Source organism: Ectobacillus sp. OTK (assembly GCF_059698935.1).
This window is the reverse complement of sequence record NZ_AP048547.1, coordinates 3,163,156-3,178,739: the sequence shown is the minus strand read 5'-3', so window position 1 is coordinate 3,178,739 and position 15,584 is coordinate 3,163,156. Positions and strand designations below refer to the sequence as shown.

The 15,584-nt window shown below is 43.1% G+C and carries 11 protein-coding genes; 10 read left to right on the top strand and 1 reads right to left on the bottom strand.

What is annotated here, in order from left to right:
• The first annotated feature begins 121 nt into the window (after positions 1 to 121).
• The 8 genes from glcD (at position 122) to AC6HZ4_RS15925 (ending at position 10,982) form a co-directional block, all read left to right on the top strand.
• Complete coding sequence (glcD, locus tag AC6HZ4_RS15960) at positions 122 to 1,534, top strand: glycolate oxidase subunit GlcD (protein WP_497490599.1); 1,413 nt, start codon at positions 122 to 124, stop codon at positions 1,532 to 1,534.
• Positions 1,531 to 2,865, top strand: coding sequence for a (Fe-S)-binding protein (locus tag AC6HZ4_RS15955; RefSeq protein ID WP_497490598.1), 1,335 nt, complete (start codon positions 1,531 to 1,533; stop codon positions 2,863 to 2,865). Before glcD ends, AC6HZ4_RS15955 begins: the two co-directional genes overlap by 4 nt.
• A 112-nt stretch (positions 2,866 to 2,977) precedes the next feature.
• Positions 2,978 to 4,660: an L-lactate permease gene (locus tag AC6HZ4_RS15950; RefSeq protein WP_497490597.1), complete on the top strand. Its 1,683-nt coding sequence runs from the start codon at positions 2,978 to 2,980 to the stop codon at positions 4,658 to 4,660.
• Positions 4,661 to 5,045: 385 nt separating this feature from the next.
• A complete protein-coding gene (gene rbsK, locus AC6HZ4_RS15945; RefSeq protein ID WP_497490596.1) occupies positions 5,046 to 5,987 on the top strand; it encodes a ribokinase in 942 nt (313 codons plus the stop codon).
• Between the two features lie 246 nt (positions 5,988 to 6,233).
• On the top strand, positions 6,234 to 7,229 hold the full coding sequence (locus tag AC6HZ4_RS15940) for a zinc-dependent alcohol dehydrogenase family protein (protein ID WP_497490595.1): 996 nt from the start codon (positions 6,234 to 6,236) through the stop codon (positions 7,227 to 7,229).
• Positions 7,230 to 7,268: 39 nt separating this feature from the next.
• On the top strand, positions 7,269 to 7,481 hold the full coding sequence (locus tag AC6HZ4_RS15935) for a hypothetical protein (RefSeq protein ID WP_497490594.1): 213 nt from the start codon (positions 7,269 to 7,271) through the stop codon (positions 7,479 to 7,481).
• A complete protein-coding gene (locus AC6HZ4_RS15930) occupies positions 7,415 to 9,151 on the top strand; it encodes an ABC transporter ATP-binding protein (protein WP_497490593.1) in 1,737 nt (578 codons plus the stop codon). The genes AC6HZ4_RS15935 and AC6HZ4_RS15930 overlap by 67 nt, the downstream gene beginning before the upstream one ends.
• A complete protein-coding gene (locus tag AC6HZ4_RS15925) occupies positions 9,135 to 10,982 on the top strand; it encodes an ABC transporter ATP-binding protein (protein WP_497490591.1) in 1,848 nt (615 codons plus the stop codon). The genes AC6HZ4_RS15930 and AC6HZ4_RS15925 overlap by 17 nt, the downstream gene beginning before the upstream one ends.
• Positions 10,983 to 11,074: 92 nt before the next feature.
• On the opposite strand, the gene AC6HZ4_RS15920 is transcribed toward AC6HZ4_RS15925, so the two are convergent.
• The gene (locus AC6HZ4_RS15920) at positions 11,075 to 11,401 is read right to left on the bottom strand and encodes a winged helix-turn-helix transcriptional regulator (protein ID WP_497490590.1); all 327 of its coding nucleotides are present in this window, start codon (positions 11,399 to 11,401) and stop codon (positions 11,075 to 11,077) included.
• A 300-nt stretch (positions 11,402 to 11,701) separates the two neighbouring features.
• Here AC6HZ4_RS15920 and AC6HZ4_RS15915 point away from each other — a divergent pair, with 300 nt between their 5' ends.
• Both AC6HZ4_RS15915 and AC6HZ4_RS15910 read left to right on the top strand, forming a co-directional pair.
• Positions 11,702 to 12,904 (top strand): MFS transporter, encoded by a 1,203-nt coding sequence (locus tag AC6HZ4_RS15915; protein WP_497490588.1) that lies wholly within the window; start codon positions 11,702 to 11,704, stop codon positions 12,902 to 12,904.
• Positions 12,905 to 13,137: 233 nt separating this feature from the next.
• Entirely contained in the window at positions 13,138 to 15,090 is a 1,953-nt protein-coding gene (locus AC6HZ4_RS15910; protein WP_497490586.1) for an Ig-like domain-containing protein, read from the top strand.
• The last annotated feature ends 494 nt before the right edge of the window (positions 15,091 to 15,584 follow it).

Here is a 15,584-nt window from a genome sequence, read left to right as displayed (position 1 = left end):
TGTATATCCATAGAAAGGGCTTACTTAATCCTTTATGATGATAGAAAGAGAGGAACGAAGAAAGATACATATCCAAGTTCGTCTCTCCTTATACAACATGTGAATAAAGGTGTGAACAGAAATGATTACAGCCCATGTAAAAGCGAAATTGATCGAAATCGTCGGCGTGGAAAACTACGATGATTCAGAGGCCGGTCGGCTTGTTTACTCATATGATGCGACTCCTCAGTTCCAATCGATTCCAGATGGGGTGATTTCTCCTCGTAACACAAAACAAGTTTCTGACATTGTAAAAGTTTGCAATGAGCATAACATCCCAATCGTACCTCGCGGTTCTGGTACAAATCTTTGTGCAGGTACTTGCCCAACTGAAGGTGGACTTGTTTTGCTGTTTCGGCATATGAACCGCATTTTGGAAATTGACGAGGAAAATTTGACGGTTACCGTTCAGCCTGGTGTGATTACACTCGATATGATCAACAAAGTCGAAGCAAAAGGCTTGTTTTATCCTCCAGATCCAAGTTCCATGAAAATTTCGACGATTGGCGGGAATATTAACGAAAATTCCGGCGGTCTGCGCGGCTTAAAATACGGCGTTACCCGTGATTATGTGATTGCGCTTGAAATCGTTCTAGCTAACGGTGACATCATCCGTACAGGTGGTAAGCTAGCGAAGGATGTGGCTGGTTATGATTTAACACGATTATTTGTCGGCTCTGAAGGGACCTTGGGAATCATCACAGAAGCGACACTGAAATTGATCCCTATGCCTGAAACAAAGAAAACAATGCTGGCGTTATATCAGGACATTGATGCAGCGGCCCGTTCGGTTTCAAACATTATTGCGAATAAAATTATCCCAACGACGCTTGAATTTTTAGACCAACCTACACTTCAAGTTGTAGAAGACTTCGCCAAGATCGGACTGCCAACAAATGTACAAGCTGTTCTTTTAATTGAACAAGATGGTCCTGAGCAAGTGGTCGAGCGTGATATGCAAGGGATTGCTGAACTTTGCATGTCGGAACATGCCGTATCTGTTGAAGTAGCGCAATCTGAAGAACATGCAATGGCTCTTCGCACAGCACGCCGCTCAGCTTTGTCAGCGCTTGCACGATTGAAACCAACAACAATTTTGGAGGATGCAACTGTTCCTCGTTCTGAAATTGCGAAGATGGTACGCTCCATAAATGAAATCGCTAAAAAATACGATGTTAATATTTGTACATTCGGTCATGCAGGGGATGGAAATCTTCATCCAACATGTCCAACAGATTCACGTAACCACGATGAAATTGAACGTGTGGAAAAGGCATTCGCTGAAATATTTGAAAAAGCCGTTGAGCTTGGCGGTACGATTACAGGTGAACACGGCGTCGGTGTAATGAAAGCCCCTTATCTTGAACTAAAGCTTGGAGAACAGGGAATTGCAGCAATGAGAGCTATAAAAGCTGCGTTTGATCCGAATAACATTATGAATCCCGGTAAAGTATTTGCTAAAGAATCTCGTAAACGGGTGGTGGTAACAAGATGACAACCTTGAAGGAACGTGACATTATCCAACAGCAGTTCAAGGAACGGATGGACGAAGACGAGCTTCTAAACTGTATGCGCTGCGGCTTTTGCTTACCGTCTTGCCCAACGTATATCGAGTCAGGCTTCAAAGAGTCTCACTCTCCCCGCGGCCGTATTGCTCTTATGAAGGCGGTCGTAGATGGGTTAATTGGACCGAATGAAGATGTAGAACGTACGTTGGAACTTTGTCTGGGCTGCCGTGCTTGTGAGCCTGTTTGTCCATCGGGTGTAAAATATGGACATTTATTAGAAGAAGCACGCGATATTATCAATCAAAGCAAGAAGCATTCACTGCCTGTACGTGTAATACGCAAAGCTGTATTTCAAGAGCTTTTTCCCCATCAAAACCGTATGCGTATGGTAACAGGTCTTCTCGGTGTATACCAACGCTCAGGCTTACAAACCGTTGCTCGTAAAACAGGTTTATTACAGCTCTTGCCTGATAACTTGGCTACAATGGAAAAAGTACTTCCGAAGGTGCCAACGATGAAAGAAATGAACAACCGCCCTACGCATTTAGGGGCGAAGGGAACATTGAAAAAACGAGTTGCGTTTTTCTCGGGATGTTTAATGGACACGATGTTCCTAGAAACAAATAACGCGACAATGAAGCTGTTGCAAATGGCGGGCTGTGAGGTTGTCATCCCTCAAAATCAAACCTGCTGCGGGGCTTTGCATGGTCATAGCGGCGAAAAGGATGGCGCGAAGGAATTAGCTAAACGAAATATTAAAGCGTTTGAGGAATTGCATGTAGACTACATCATCACAAATGCGGGCGGCTGCGGAGCATTTCTAATTGACTATGATCATCTGCTAAAAGATGAGCCTGAATGGAAAGACCGTGCAAAAGCATTTGTGAATAAATTGAAAGATATTTCAACTGTGCTTGTGGAACTTAAATTCTATCAATCTCCACTTCGTCTGCCAGCACAAGTACTTACATATCAAGATTCTTGTCATTTACGCAATGTAATGGGGGTATCTGGTGATCCGCGATCCCTTCTTAAAGCGATTGAAGGTGTGGAGTTCCGTGAAATGCAAGATTCAGACCGTTGCTGCGGCTCAGCTGGTATTTATAATATTGTAGAATCAGAGATGTCGATGCAAATTCTGGATCACAAGATGGAGAATGTAAAATCAAGCCATGCAACTACGATTGTTACTGCGAACCCAGGCTGCTTATTGCAAATGAAGCTCGGTATTGAGCGTGAAGGCTTATCTGATAAGGTGCGTGCCGTACATATTGTAGATTTGCTGTTAGAAGCTGCAGAATACGCTCAAAAGATATAATCTATCTCTCTGCTCTCTTTTTTTGAAGTATATTGAAAGCGATTTCTTGTAGTTAATCAATGATTAAAATTCATTGTTTAGTAGTTTACAAAATAAAAAAGAGGTGTTGTATATGACATGGCAACAAAATTTTACACCTATCGGGGATAGTCTGATACTATCCTCGCTAGTAGCTTTAATCCCTATTTTATACTTCTTCTGGGCATTGGCAATTAAACGTATGAAAGGGTATGTGGCTGGAATTACAACGCTGCTTGTTGCGCTGGGTGTTGCAATATTTGCATATAAAATGCCGGCGGGTACCGCTATTATGTCAGCGAGCCAGGGAGCAGTTTATGGACTCTTGCCAATTGGCTGGATTATTATCACTTCTGTATTTCTTTATAAATTAACAGTAAAAACAGGACAATTTGATATTATTCGTAACTCTGTGTTATCTATTACAGAAGACCGCCGCTTACAAGCGCTTTTAGTGGCCTTTTCGTTCGGAGCGTTCCTTGAAGGGGCAGCAGGCTTCGGTGCGCCGGTTGCGATTTCGGCGGCACTGCTCGTAGGTCTTGGATTCAACCCTTTATATGCAGCAGGCCTTTGCCTATTAGCTAATACAGCTCCGGTAGCTTTTGGTGCAATCGGTATTCCGATTACAGCTATGGAAGGCCCGACTGGTATTCCGGCAATGGAAATTTCAAAAATGGTTGGCCGGCAATTACCGTTTTTATCTGTATTTATTCCTTTATATCTAATCGTTATCATGGCTGGCTTTAAGAAAGCACTTGAGGTAATGCCTGCTATTTTAGTTTCTGGTATCTCATTTGCGTTTACACAATATGTAAGCTCCAATTTTTTGGGACCTGAGCTTCCGGATATTTTATCTGCTTTAGTATCCCTATTCGCTTTAGCAATCTTCCTGAAATTCTGGAAACCAAAAACGATTTTCCGTTTCAAATCAGAAGCTGAGGCTGAAGTTGCTGCTACAACGGCTCATGTTCACACAGTACATACAGCGGGTGAAGTGTTTAGAGCTTGGTCTCCATTTTTAATCTTAACAGCATTTATTTCTCTATGGGGTATTCCGCAAGTAAAAGCAGCTTTAACAGGTCATTATGAAGGAACAGCAAGTGTTTTGAAAGCGGTTAACTCTATCGGAAGCAGTTTAACATTCATGCCTGCCGTTCCTAGTTTAAATAATCTGATTTTAAACGGAAAGGGCGATCCAATCGCTGCTGTTTATAAGCTGGAAGTGTTGGGAGCTGCGGGTACCGCGATTCTCCTAGCAGCGTTTGTAACAAAGTTTATCGTGAAAATTTCCTGGAGGGAATGGGCAGCAACATTTGCGGAAACATGCAACGAGCTAAAACTCCCAATCTTAACAATTATGTCAGTAGTAGGTTTTGCCTATGTAACAAACTCTTCAGGGATGAGTACGACATTAGGAATGCTGTTAGCGAAGACAGGGTCATTATTCCCGTTCTTCTCTCCTGTATTAGGCTGGTTAGGAGTATTCATTACAGGTTCTGACACGTCAGCGAACCTATTGTTTGGAAACCTGCAAAAAATCACAGCAGCGTCTGTGGGTATGGATCCGCTTCTTGCTCTTGCGGCGAACTCTTCAGGCGGTGTAACAGGAAAAATGATTTCACCTCAATCGATCGCTGTTGCATGTGCAGCTGTAGGGTTAGCAGGTAAGGAATCTGACTTATTCCGTTTTACGATCAAACATAGTCTGTTCCTCATACTGATTATTTGTATTCTAACATTCTTGCAATCTAATGTATTGTCATGGATGATTCCATAAAGATTCATTACCTTATTTTTGAATTTTTGTATAAAGATATAAGTTGAAATATTTTTCTTCTACGCAGCCGCGATGTATAGTTTAGTTAGGCTAACAGGGATGTTGAGTTCAAAATCGGGAGTTGCCTTGGCGGCTCCCTTTTATACTTTAAGAATTATAAGTTTCCAGTTAGGAAGCCATTTGACGTAGTGAGAAATTGTAAGAGGAAAGTATCAGTGCAACCACGTCTCTGACTTTGCCTAAAGGCTCGCAAATCAGCGAGTTTTCTTTAACGAAATGACGAAAGAATTTCCCTCCTTCAATGTGAAGGAAGCACCCTTGCGGTGAAATGTGTAACAGGTGAATCCTAGCGCAGGTGGGGGAGATTCATAGGGAGGAAGGCTAGATGAGCAAGTCTAAGCTAGTTGTTGTTGGCAGCTTGAATATGGATATTGTGATTGAAACAGAGCGCTATCCGCTAGTAGGTGAAACGCTGCTAGGCGATAAGGTAAGCTTTATTCCCGGCGGTAAAGGGGCCAATCAGGCTATTGCCGGAGCGCGTTTAGGAGCGAAAACAGCAATAATAGGAGCAGTTGGCGATGATACATTTGGCAGACAATTGCTCGACAACCTGCATGAGAACGGGGTAGATGTGTCAGGTGTGAAACAGGCCGCCGGTACGTCAACCGGCATTGCCTCCATTTATGTTTCTGAAGGCGATAACAGCATAGTCGTTGTACCGGGGGCGAATTACAAAATGGAGCCAGCCGATATTGATCGTCATGAGGACAAGCTAAGGCAGGCAGATATTGTGCTGCTGCAGCTGGAAATTCCAGTTGAGACGGTTCTTTACGCAGCTCGGAAAGCGAAGTCGCTTGGTAAAACAGTAGTGCTTAATCCAGCGCCTGCGCAGCCGTTATCGGGAGAACTGTTTGAGTACATTGATTATTTGACACCGAACCGAACGGAGCTTTCCCGTTATACTGGTATGGACACCGATGGCCAAGCACTAGAAAAGGCTATGCGGTGTATGAGAAAAATGGGTGCGGCTCACGTCGTTACAACGTTAGGTGCGGAAGGTTCAGCTTATTTGACAGAGGATGGGGAAATACGGCTAAAACGGGGGTATAAGGTACCGGTTGTAGATACGACGGGAGCCGGAGATTGTTATAATGCTGGATTGGCGCACGCACTTGCAGATGGAAGCAGCCTGGATGAAGCGATTGAATTTGCCTCGCTTGCTTCCGCCCTTGCCGTCACGAAATTTGGGGCGCAGGCAGGAATGCCAACAGAAGAGGAAGTCATAAGATTCAAGGCTGAACAAGAAGGCAACAAACCGGAATTGTAAAGACCGAACTGTCAAAGGGGATTCATAATGACTCACTGCAGTCGACTGGTAAGAGATTTTCACTGTCATTTATCCTTTTAAGCTATGTAGAGAATACAGATTTTATCTTATTCTGTAAGAAAATGTGATTGCACGGTTAGTTACATAATACTGATTCTATCGAATGGAGCAGTGATCTCTATTTTGTTTTTGATGTTTTACGAAGAAAGAAAAAGTGTCATGTTTTAAGGAAAGGGATTGAATGAAATGAAAGCACAAATAATTCGTTCTTTTGGTACACCATCTGTATTTCAATTAGAAGAGATTTCAAAACCGAAAATATTACCCGGATATGTATTAATTCAGGTGAAAGCAACGAGTGTGAATCCGATTGACCTGAAAATTCGCAGCGGAGCAGTTTCAGGAGTTGCCCCTGCTTTCCCGGCTGTATTGCACGGGGACGTGGCAGGTATTGTTGAAGAAATAGGAGAGGGAGTTGCTGAATTTAAACCTGGTGATGAAGTATTTGGCTGTGCAGGAGGCTTTAAAGGAACAGGAGGTGCACTTGCAGAGTATATGCTTGCGGATGCAAGATTGATTGCTCATAAACCAAAAAACATAACGATGGAAGAGGCTGCTGCTTTGCCTCTTGTTGCAATCACAGCCTGGGAAGCGTTATTTGATCGGGGACAAATCAAGTCTGGACAAAATATTCTCATTCATGCGGCTGCTGGCGGCGTAGGACATGCAGCTATCCAACTTGCTAAATGGGCAGGCGCCAAAGTTTTTACGACAGCTTCCTCGCAGGAGAAGCTGGAAATCGCCAATTGTTTAGGAGCTGATGTAGGAATAAATTATCGGGAAGAAACTGTTCAAGATTACGTCCAAAAATATACAAATGGAAAAGGGTTTGAAGTTGTGTTTGATACAGTGGGCGGTGAAAATCTGGATCGCTCTTTTGAAGCTGCTGCAATGAACGGAACAGTGCTTGCTGTTGCTGCGCGTTCGACTCATGATTTGTCTCCCTTGCATGCAAAAGGGCTTTCTCTGCATGTTATCTTTATGTTGTTGAAGATTATAAACGAAGAACATCGTAAACATCACGGAGCGATTTTAAAAAAGCTCGCTCAGATTGTAGAAGAGGGGAAGCTTCGTCCGCTTATTGACCCTAACCGATTTACATTTGATGATGTTGGCAAAGCTCATCAATTTTTGGAGTCTAAGAAGGCGGTAGGAAAAGTTGTATTACAAAACGCTTGGTAATTTTATAGATCTCTTGTGAGATTAATGGAGGTTTTTCGTTTGAAATTCGGGGTTGCTTTGGCGACTCCTTTTTATTTTGCAAACGGGATTTTTTCTGGGGAAAATAGTTCAAATAAGATGACATTTTACCAAGTTAAGCGTATCGTTGAAGTAGAGGTACAGGTCGTTATGGATGGAGGGGAGCTATGGGATTTTTTAAAAAATATAGAAAAAAGTACGGGAAAATGTTTAGTCTTGCTATCGTCTTTTTAACATTTGAGGCGCTTTGCGATTTGATGCAGCCAACGATTATGGCAAGGATTATTGATGTGGGTGTCGCAAATCGGGATTTCGGGTATGTGCTCCAGCAAGGCGGGCTCATGCTGTTAATTACGTTGCTTGGGGCATTGTCAGCTTCTACACGCAACGTGATTTCAAGCATCGTTTCACAAAACTTCGGAACGGAGCTGCGGTCTGATTTGTTTCGTCGTATTCAAGGCTTGTCGTTTACGAATGTTAATCGCTTTGATCGGGCATCGCTTGTTACGCGGCTGACAAATGATGTGACGCAGGTACAGGTATTTGCAAATGGGCTTATGCGTATTTTTGTGAAGGCACCATTGTTATGCATTGGCGGCTTAATTATGGCAACACGGCTTAATCCATCACTAGCAGTTGTTTTAGCTGTTGTTGTACCGATTGTGGCTATGTTAATTGTGCTGAATCTAAAGCTCGGCTTTTCCTTTTTTACGAAGGTGCAGCATGCGCTTGACCGTGTGAATCGGGTCATGCGAGAGTATTTGTCCGGTGTGCGCGTTGTGAAAGCGTTTCACCGATTTGGTTATGAAGTGGATAAATTTGAAGAAGCAAACGAAGAGCTGCAGGCAGCCTCTATTTCCGCAGGGCGGCTTATGGCAGTATTTAGTCCGGGTATCATGCTTGTAGTAAATATCGGTATTGTCGCTGTGCTTTGGTTTGGCGGTATGCAGGTGAGCAGAGGGGAAACACAAGCAGGGGAAGTCCTCGCCTTTACTAACTATATGACGCAAATTGCCTTCTCACTTATGATGATTTCCCTTGTGTTTAATATGTTTGTACGAGCGAAGGCCTCTATTTTGCGTATTGGTGAAGTATTTAAACAGGATGATGCAATGAAGTGGAGCGAGCAGACGCTTTCTCCTTCTATAAGGGGAAGAATTGATTTCGAGCATGTTTTCTTTGCTTACGAAGGAGCTGCTCCGGTGCTGCATGATATTACGTTTACATGCATGCCCGGCGAAATGGTTGGGATTATCGGCTCAACAGGATCAGGTAAAAGCAGTCTTGTCGGACTTATTCCTCGCTTTTACGATGCGGATGCCGGTGCTGTGAAGGTCGGCGGCGTGGATGTGCGAGAGCTGAACCCGCAGAAGCTGCGGGAGACAATTGCTATTGTGCCGCAAAAAACGATGCTATTTACCGGAACAGTACTCGAAAACATTCGCTGGGGCAAGGAGAATGCGACGATGGAGGAGGTGGAGCGAGCGGCAAAGGCAGCACAGGCACATGACTTTATCGCAGCTTCACCTGAAGGCTATGAAACGCGCATCGGTCAGGGAGGTGTTAATTTTTCGGGGGGACAAAAGCAACGCCTCTCAATTGCACGTGCACTTGTAAAAGAGCCGGATATTTTAATTTTAGATGATAGCACAAGCGCTGTTGATGCAGCAACAGAGACATATATGAGGGAATCTCTTAAGAGATATGCAGCCGGTTTAACATGTCTGCTCATTACGCAGCGCATTTCGTCTGTTATGGATGCCGATAAAATTATTGTTTTAGATGAAGGAAGGATGACTGGCATCGGCACGCATGAAGAGCTGCTGGCATCGTGCGTTGTATATCAAGAAATATTCCGTTCGCAGACTGGAAAGGAGGAAGAGCAGTATGGCGCAGCTAGATGAGCAAGTAAAGCGTCCTCCTGTTATGATGGGCGGTCCGGGTCATCATGGGAGAAGACCGGTTGTGAAGCCGAAAAACTTTGCTAAAACGATGAAGCGGCTTTGGTCATACTTTGGTCGGGAGCGCAGGCTGCTGTTTGTTATTTTCTTATTTGTACTCGTTGATTCGGCGCTCATGCTGTTTGCGCCGTTTTTGCTTGGAAAATCAATTGATGCGATGGGCATGAGTACGGTAGACTTTCGATTATTGAAGATTACTGTGCTGGTGCTTTTTACGGCCTATGCTGCAGACGGCGTGTTAACATTTCTGCAAGGTTGGCTTATGGCCGGTGTATCGCAGCGCATTGTAAAGCAGCTGCGCAAGGGTTTGTTTGAAAAGCTGCAAAAGCTCCCTGTTTCTTTTTTCGATGCACGGACACACGGCGAGCTCATGAGCCGTTTGACGAATGATATTGATAATGTCAGCAATACGATTTCGCAATCAACGACTCAGCTCATGTCAGGTGCGATTGTAATTAGCGGTGCATTTGTTATGATGCTTGTGTTAAGTCCTATTTTAACGTTAGCTAGTCTTATAACGGTACCGCTCGTGTTTTTGCTGACGCGGACGATTGCGAAAAAAACAAGTGCCTTATTTAAAAAGCAGCAAATGGAGCTGGGCAAGCTAAACGGCCATGTAGAGGAAACCATTTCTGGTCTTGAGGTGGTAAAGGCCTTTAATCATGAGGAAAAGGCGATTGAGGAATTTGAGGCTGTCAATGAACGATTGCGGCAGGTTGGAACGAAGGCGCAAATTTGGTCTGGCTTTTTAATGCCGATTATGAACGTCATTAACAATCTCGGCTTTGCAGCTGTTGCAATTGTTGGCGGGATTTTGGCAGTGAAAAGCATGATTACGGTTGGCGTCATTGCGAGTTTTATCAGCTATTCACGACAGTTCGTCCGGCCGCTGAATGACCTGGCAAATATTTTTAATATGCTGCAGTCTGGTGTGGCTGGGGCAGAGCGTGTTTTCGAGGTGCTGGATGAGCATGAGGAAACAGCCGATTCTCCGCAAGCCATCCCGCTAGATCAACCGAAGGGCCATGTTGTGTTTGAAAATGTTAGCTTCGGCTACCGGGCGGATGTACCGATTGTAAAACATATCAGCTTTGACGCGAAGCCGGGCAGCAGCATTGCGTTTGTTGGTCCGACAGGGGCAGGTAAGACGACAATTGTGAACCTGCTGACACGCTTTTACGATGTGACGGATGGCTGTATTCTTATTGACGGCATAGATATACGCAATTATACGAGAGACAGCTTGCGCCAATGCTTTGGTATCGTACTGCAGGATACGTATTTATTTTCCGGAACGATTCGGGATAATATTAAATACGGCAAACCAGATGCAACGGACGAAGAAGTAGCAGACGCTGCAGCATTAGCTAATGCGGATGCATTTATTAAGAGGCTTCCGCACGGCTATAATACCGTACTTACCGAAAATGGAGGCAATCTTAGTCAAGGCCAACGTCAGCTTCTTGCGATTGCACGGATTATTCTTGCGAAGCCATCGCTCCTGATTTTAGATGAAGCAACGAGCAGCATTGATACACGTACCGAACTGCATATTCAGGATGCGCTGCTGCATGTGATGAAGGGCAGAACGAGCTTCATCATTGCTCATAGACTGAACACTATCCGTCACGCTGACAGGATTATGGTTATCGATAGAGGCGAAATTGCGGAGACGGGTAGTCATGATGAGTTGATGAAGAAGAAGGGAACGTATTATCAGATGTTCTCAAGGCAATTTCAGTACGAAAAGGAAGCAAAGGTGCAGAACTCATAAGTGATACGATGTCTGCTATACAAAAGCCCGACCGAATCAGGTCGGGTTTTACGCGGTTCATCATGATTTGGAAGAGGGGAAGAATCAGGTAATTAATTTGCTACTTCCTCGCCTGTTAATGCAATATGTTTTTCTCCCCAACTGCACATGGCATCCAGGATGGGACGAAGGCTCCAGCCATACTCTGTTAAAGAGTATACGACCTTTGGCGGTACTTGGTCATAAACTGTTCGGTTCACAACGCCATCCGCTTCCAGCTCTCGCAATTGCTGGGTGAGCATTTTCTGTGTGATGCCAGGCATAAGCCTTTTTAATTCACTTGTTCTTTTTTCTCCTTTAATCAAATGACACATAATGACGACCTTCCACTTTCCTCCGATGACATCAAGCGTCGCTTCTACAGGAATATTATAAGCCATTTCTTGGGTTCCTCCTTCCTTAATTTATAGGTACTTTAATATATCTATGCTGTTTTAGAGCAGGTACATTTCAATTCGTGCTATGAATTCAATAATAACATACACAAGTAGAACGTAAAAGGTTGAAAATGACTATAGGCACTTTAAAGTACCTACGTTACTTTAAAGTACGTACTTTTCTCGCCGCCTTGTATATTTCATAATAACGTTCATAGGAACAGCTGATAAAAAATTTGAAAGGCGCGCCAAGTCATGCTGTCCATGAATTACACAGCTTAAGATTACAAGGAGGATTCTTTTATGAGTTCAGCTGCTACAAATATTCAAGAGAGAAAAGGGGGCACTCCCGCATTAATGGCACTTGCTATTAGTGCATTTGGCATTGGTACGACTGAATTCGTTCCTGTGGGCTTGCTTTCTTCATTAGCCAATGATTTAAATATTTCAATTACTTTAGCTGGTCTATTAATCTCCGGTTATGCAATGGGTGTTGCTGTTGGAGCACCAATTCTTACTGCTGCAACGAATAAAATGAGCAGAAAATCATTATTAATGCTGTTGATGTTTGTCTTCATTCTTGGCAATTCAGTGGCTGCATTATCGGCGAGTTTTGCTGTATTGTTAGTAGCAAGATTCATTACCGCATTCTCCCATGGGGTATTTTTCTCTATCGGATCAACGATTGCAGCAGACGTAGTACCTGAAAACAAACGGGCCAGCGCTATTGCATTTATGTTTACGGGGTTAACGGTTGCAACTGTAACAGGTGTTCCGCTTGGTACATTTATTGGTCAAGCATTTGGATGGAGAGCAACGTTCTGGGGTGTTGCCTTTCTAGGTATAATAGCTATTATCGCAAGTGCTGTTTTAGTTCCTGGAAATCTTAAACAGGCACCACCGTCCAAATTTAGCGATAACTTTAAAATCTTAACAAACGGTCCATTGCTTCTAGCATTTGCAATTACAGCATTAGGATATGGGGGTACATTTGTAGCATTTACTTATCTTGCACCAATCCTGGAGGATATTACCGGCTTTGAGCCAAGTGCTGTGAGCATTATCCTGCTTGTATATGGTGTTGCTGTCGCGTTTGGTAATACAATTGGAGGCAAGGCGGCCAATAAAGCACCATTAAAAGCCTTATTATGGATGTTCCTCATTCAGGCAATTGTACTCGTTGTTTTAACATTTACTGCACCATTTAAAATGCTGGGAATTATTACGATATTCTTCTTAGGTTTACTGGCATTCATGAACGTACCGGGCTTACAAATTTATGTCGTTCAGTTAGCTGAAAAATATGTACCTTCAGCAGTTAACGTTGCATCCGCCTTAAATATTGCTGCATTTAATGTCGGGATTGCAATTGGAGCTTTTGTTGGGGGACTGATCGTGGATTCAATCGGAATCATTCATACCCCTTGGATTGGAGGTGTAATGGTACTTGGAGCTGTTCTTCTCACATTTTGGAGCATTGCTGTGGAAAAGAAAGGTACGGCATGAGCAAAGGGGAAATAAGAACAAGACCACAAAACTGTGGTCTTGTTCTTTATGTATTGGTTATTATCTGTATATTTTAGATATATAGGAAGTTACAAAGTTTTGAGTTCTCTTTATCTAGGTGATTCGCATCTAGCTTTTGCTGCGGAATCTATCAAATTATAGAAAACAATAATCTATCATGCTAAAATGTATGATATTAACAGTGAAAGTTAAGTAGATTGGAGAATAAAGGAATGAAACTACACCTACTAAGAGCAGGATTATTAACGTGTTTCATATTTCTAGGTTGGTCTTATAAAGAAGCTTTCGCCGAGTTCACGCAGCCAGCCCAATGTGCATCGTATGGTGAAATTAAGCCAAATCAAAACCCCTCGCTTCAGCAGATCAACTGCTTACTAACGAATGCGGCTTTGGATGCAAATATCCCGCCTGAAGTTGTAAAAGCTGTAGCTACAAAGGAAAGCGGGGCTAGGGAAAATATTCGTATTTGGAGCCAATTTAATGAGAAGGGAGAGCCTATAATCTCCGAAGATGGCGGAATTGGTCTCATGCAGGTTACAAATCAACCAAGCTACGATCAAGAGAAATTGAAATACGATATCTACTATAATATACAGGCAGGCGTTGAAATTCTTAGTAGTATGTATCGTCGTACAGATCTTCCCAAAATAAGAGAGGCAGGATCAGAGGTAATTGAAAATTGGTACTTCCCTGTTATGGCATACAACGGCACAAAGCCTGTGAACAGCCCTCTTTATAAGTCCAGCGGGGAAAAAAATACAAATGCTTATCAAGAAGGGGTCTTTTCTCTTATTGTGCAACATAGTTTCCTAAATGATACTACATTAGGGCAGTACCCTTTTAGCACAGCCGACTTTGAATATGACTCCAACAGCGACCAAAATATTGTATTTAAAAAGATGGAATATATACTAACTGACCAGATGCATGCTTCTTCATACCTGTTTCAAGCAGGAGACAAGGTGTTGGTAACAAGGGACAATGTCAATTTAAGGGCACAGCCTAGTACGTCTTCAGCTGGAAATGTACTAACTAAAAATACTACCTTGATTATTGAAGGGCATTTTGTATATGACCAATCTTTAAATAGTGAAAACCAATTTGTATGGTACCCTGTTAAAACTGCAGATCAGAGGTTAGCAGGCTATATTTCCTCTGCTTATATTATGAAAAAGCTAGACAAGCCTGTGGTCAATCCTGTGGATGATAATGATGTATCTCTTTCAGGTAAAGCTCCTGCAGGTGTTACGATACAAATCTTAAACGGTACAAAGCTGATTGGCAGTGCAGCAGCTGATGCAAATGGGAACTTTAAGGCTGAAATCCCCGCTCAAAAGGCAGGGACGCAACTGAATGTAAAGTTTAAGAATAAACTAAATATGCTTAGCCCTTCTACAACAATAACGGTAACAGACAAGACGGCTCCGCTTGCGCCGAAAGTAAACGCGATGACAGATCAGGATACAGCGGTAACAGGAACGGCAGAAGCAGGTACCAGCGTGTATGTAAAAGCAGGTCCAATGACGATCAGTAAAGGAAAAGCCGATGCAGAAGGGAAGTTTTCCGTCCCTGTTCCTGCGCAAAAAGCAGGAACGAAAATCAGCGTAATCGTAAAAGACGGAGGAGGGAATACCAGCCCGTACACTACGGTAATCGTACAAGATAAGACAGCGCCATTGGCACCGAAAGTAAACGCGATGACAGATGAGGATACAGCGGTAACAGGAACGGCAGAAGCAGGTACCAGCGTGTATGTAAAAGCAGGTCCAATGACGATCAGTAAAGGAAAAGCCGATGCAGAAGGGAAGTTTTCCGTCCCTGTTCCTGCGCAAAAAGCAGGAACGAAAATCAGCGTAATCGTAAAAGACGGAGGAGGGAATACCAGCCCGTACACCACGGTAATCGTACAAGATAAGACAGCGCCATTGGCACCGAAAGTAAACGCGATGACAGATGAGGATACAGCGGTAACAGGAACGGCAGAAGCAGGTACCAGCGTGTATGTAAAGGCAGGTCCAATGACGATCAGTAAAGGAAAAGCCGATGCAGAAGGAAAGTTTTCCGTCCCTGTTCCTGCGCAAAAAGCAGGAACGAAAATCAGTGTAATCGTAAAAGACGGAGGAGGAAATACCAGCCCGTATACAATAATAATTGTAAGTCAATGAATCGTACAAAACCAATTATTCAAGTCAAGTATGTGCGTTAATGAAAAAGCAATGTCCCGCTGGGAAATTAAGGCTAAGCATCCTTTCTGTCATTTATTATGATGCACCCAATATGTAGTCATAGAGCTATATTTACTTCAGTGGAATCATGCACTCCCTTTTGCTTATGAAAGGGAGTGCTATTTTGTTTTATCATTTTCTGGCAGAAGCCCCCCCTTTTTAAGCATGTTACTTTTACGGAGGCGGCGGGGAGTTCAATTCATAAAAGTCAAAAGAATACATATAAACACTTGTAAATCTTATGGAAAATCTAACCTGCATATAGAATAGAGAGCAACTTTATATCACATTCTAAGTAAAAAAAGTATTGCCTTGTAAAGGGCATTAGTACTGATTATGAGATGAGATATGAAGGGAATTGGTTGAAAGTAATGTGGAGAAATTGGGAAGACAATCAAAAAATTGCATTACGCATCGTTCTTATCTATATTGCA

Bases quoted from the DNA above. Each gene is read 5' to 3' on its own strand.
- glcD (WP_497490599.1), top strand. From the start codon at position 122: ATGATTACAGCCCATGTAAAAGCGAAATTGATCGAAATCGTCGGCGTG.
- AC6HZ4_RS15955 (WP_497490598.1), top strand. From the start codon at position 1,531: ATGACAACCTTGAAGGAACGTGACATTATCCAACAGCAGTTCAAGGAA.
- AC6HZ4_RS15950 (WP_497490597.1), top strand. From the start codon at position 2,978: ATGACATGGCAACAAAATTTTACACCTATCGGGGATAGTCTGATACTA.
- rbsK (WP_497490596.1), top strand. From the start codon at position 5,046: ATGAGCAAGTCTAAGCTAGTTGTTGTTGGCAGCTTGAATATGGATATT.
- AC6HZ4_RS15940 (WP_497490595.1), top strand. From the start codon at position 6,234: ATGAAAGCACAAATAATTCGTTCTTTTGGTACACCATCTGTATTTCAA.
- AC6HZ4_RS15930 (WP_497490593.1), top strand. From the start codon at position 7,415: ATGGGATTTTTTAAAAAATATAGAAAAAAGTACGGGAAAATGTTTAGT.
- AC6HZ4_RS15925 (WP_497490591.1), top strand. From the start codon at position 9,135: ATGGCGCAGCTAGATGAGCAAGTAAAGCGTCCTCCTGTTATGATGGGC.
- AC6HZ4_RS15920 (WP_497490590.1), bottom strand. From the start codon at position 11,401: ATGGCTTATAATATTCCTGTAGAAGCGACGCTTGATGTCATCGGAGGA.
- AC6HZ4_RS15915 (WP_497490588.1), top strand. From the start codon at position 11,702: ATGAGTTCAGCTGCTACAAATATTCAAGAGAGAAAAGGGGGCACTCCC.
- AC6HZ4_RS15910 (WP_497490586.1), top strand. From the start codon at position 13,138: ATGAAACTACACCTACTAAGAGCAGGATTATTAACGTGTTTCATATTT.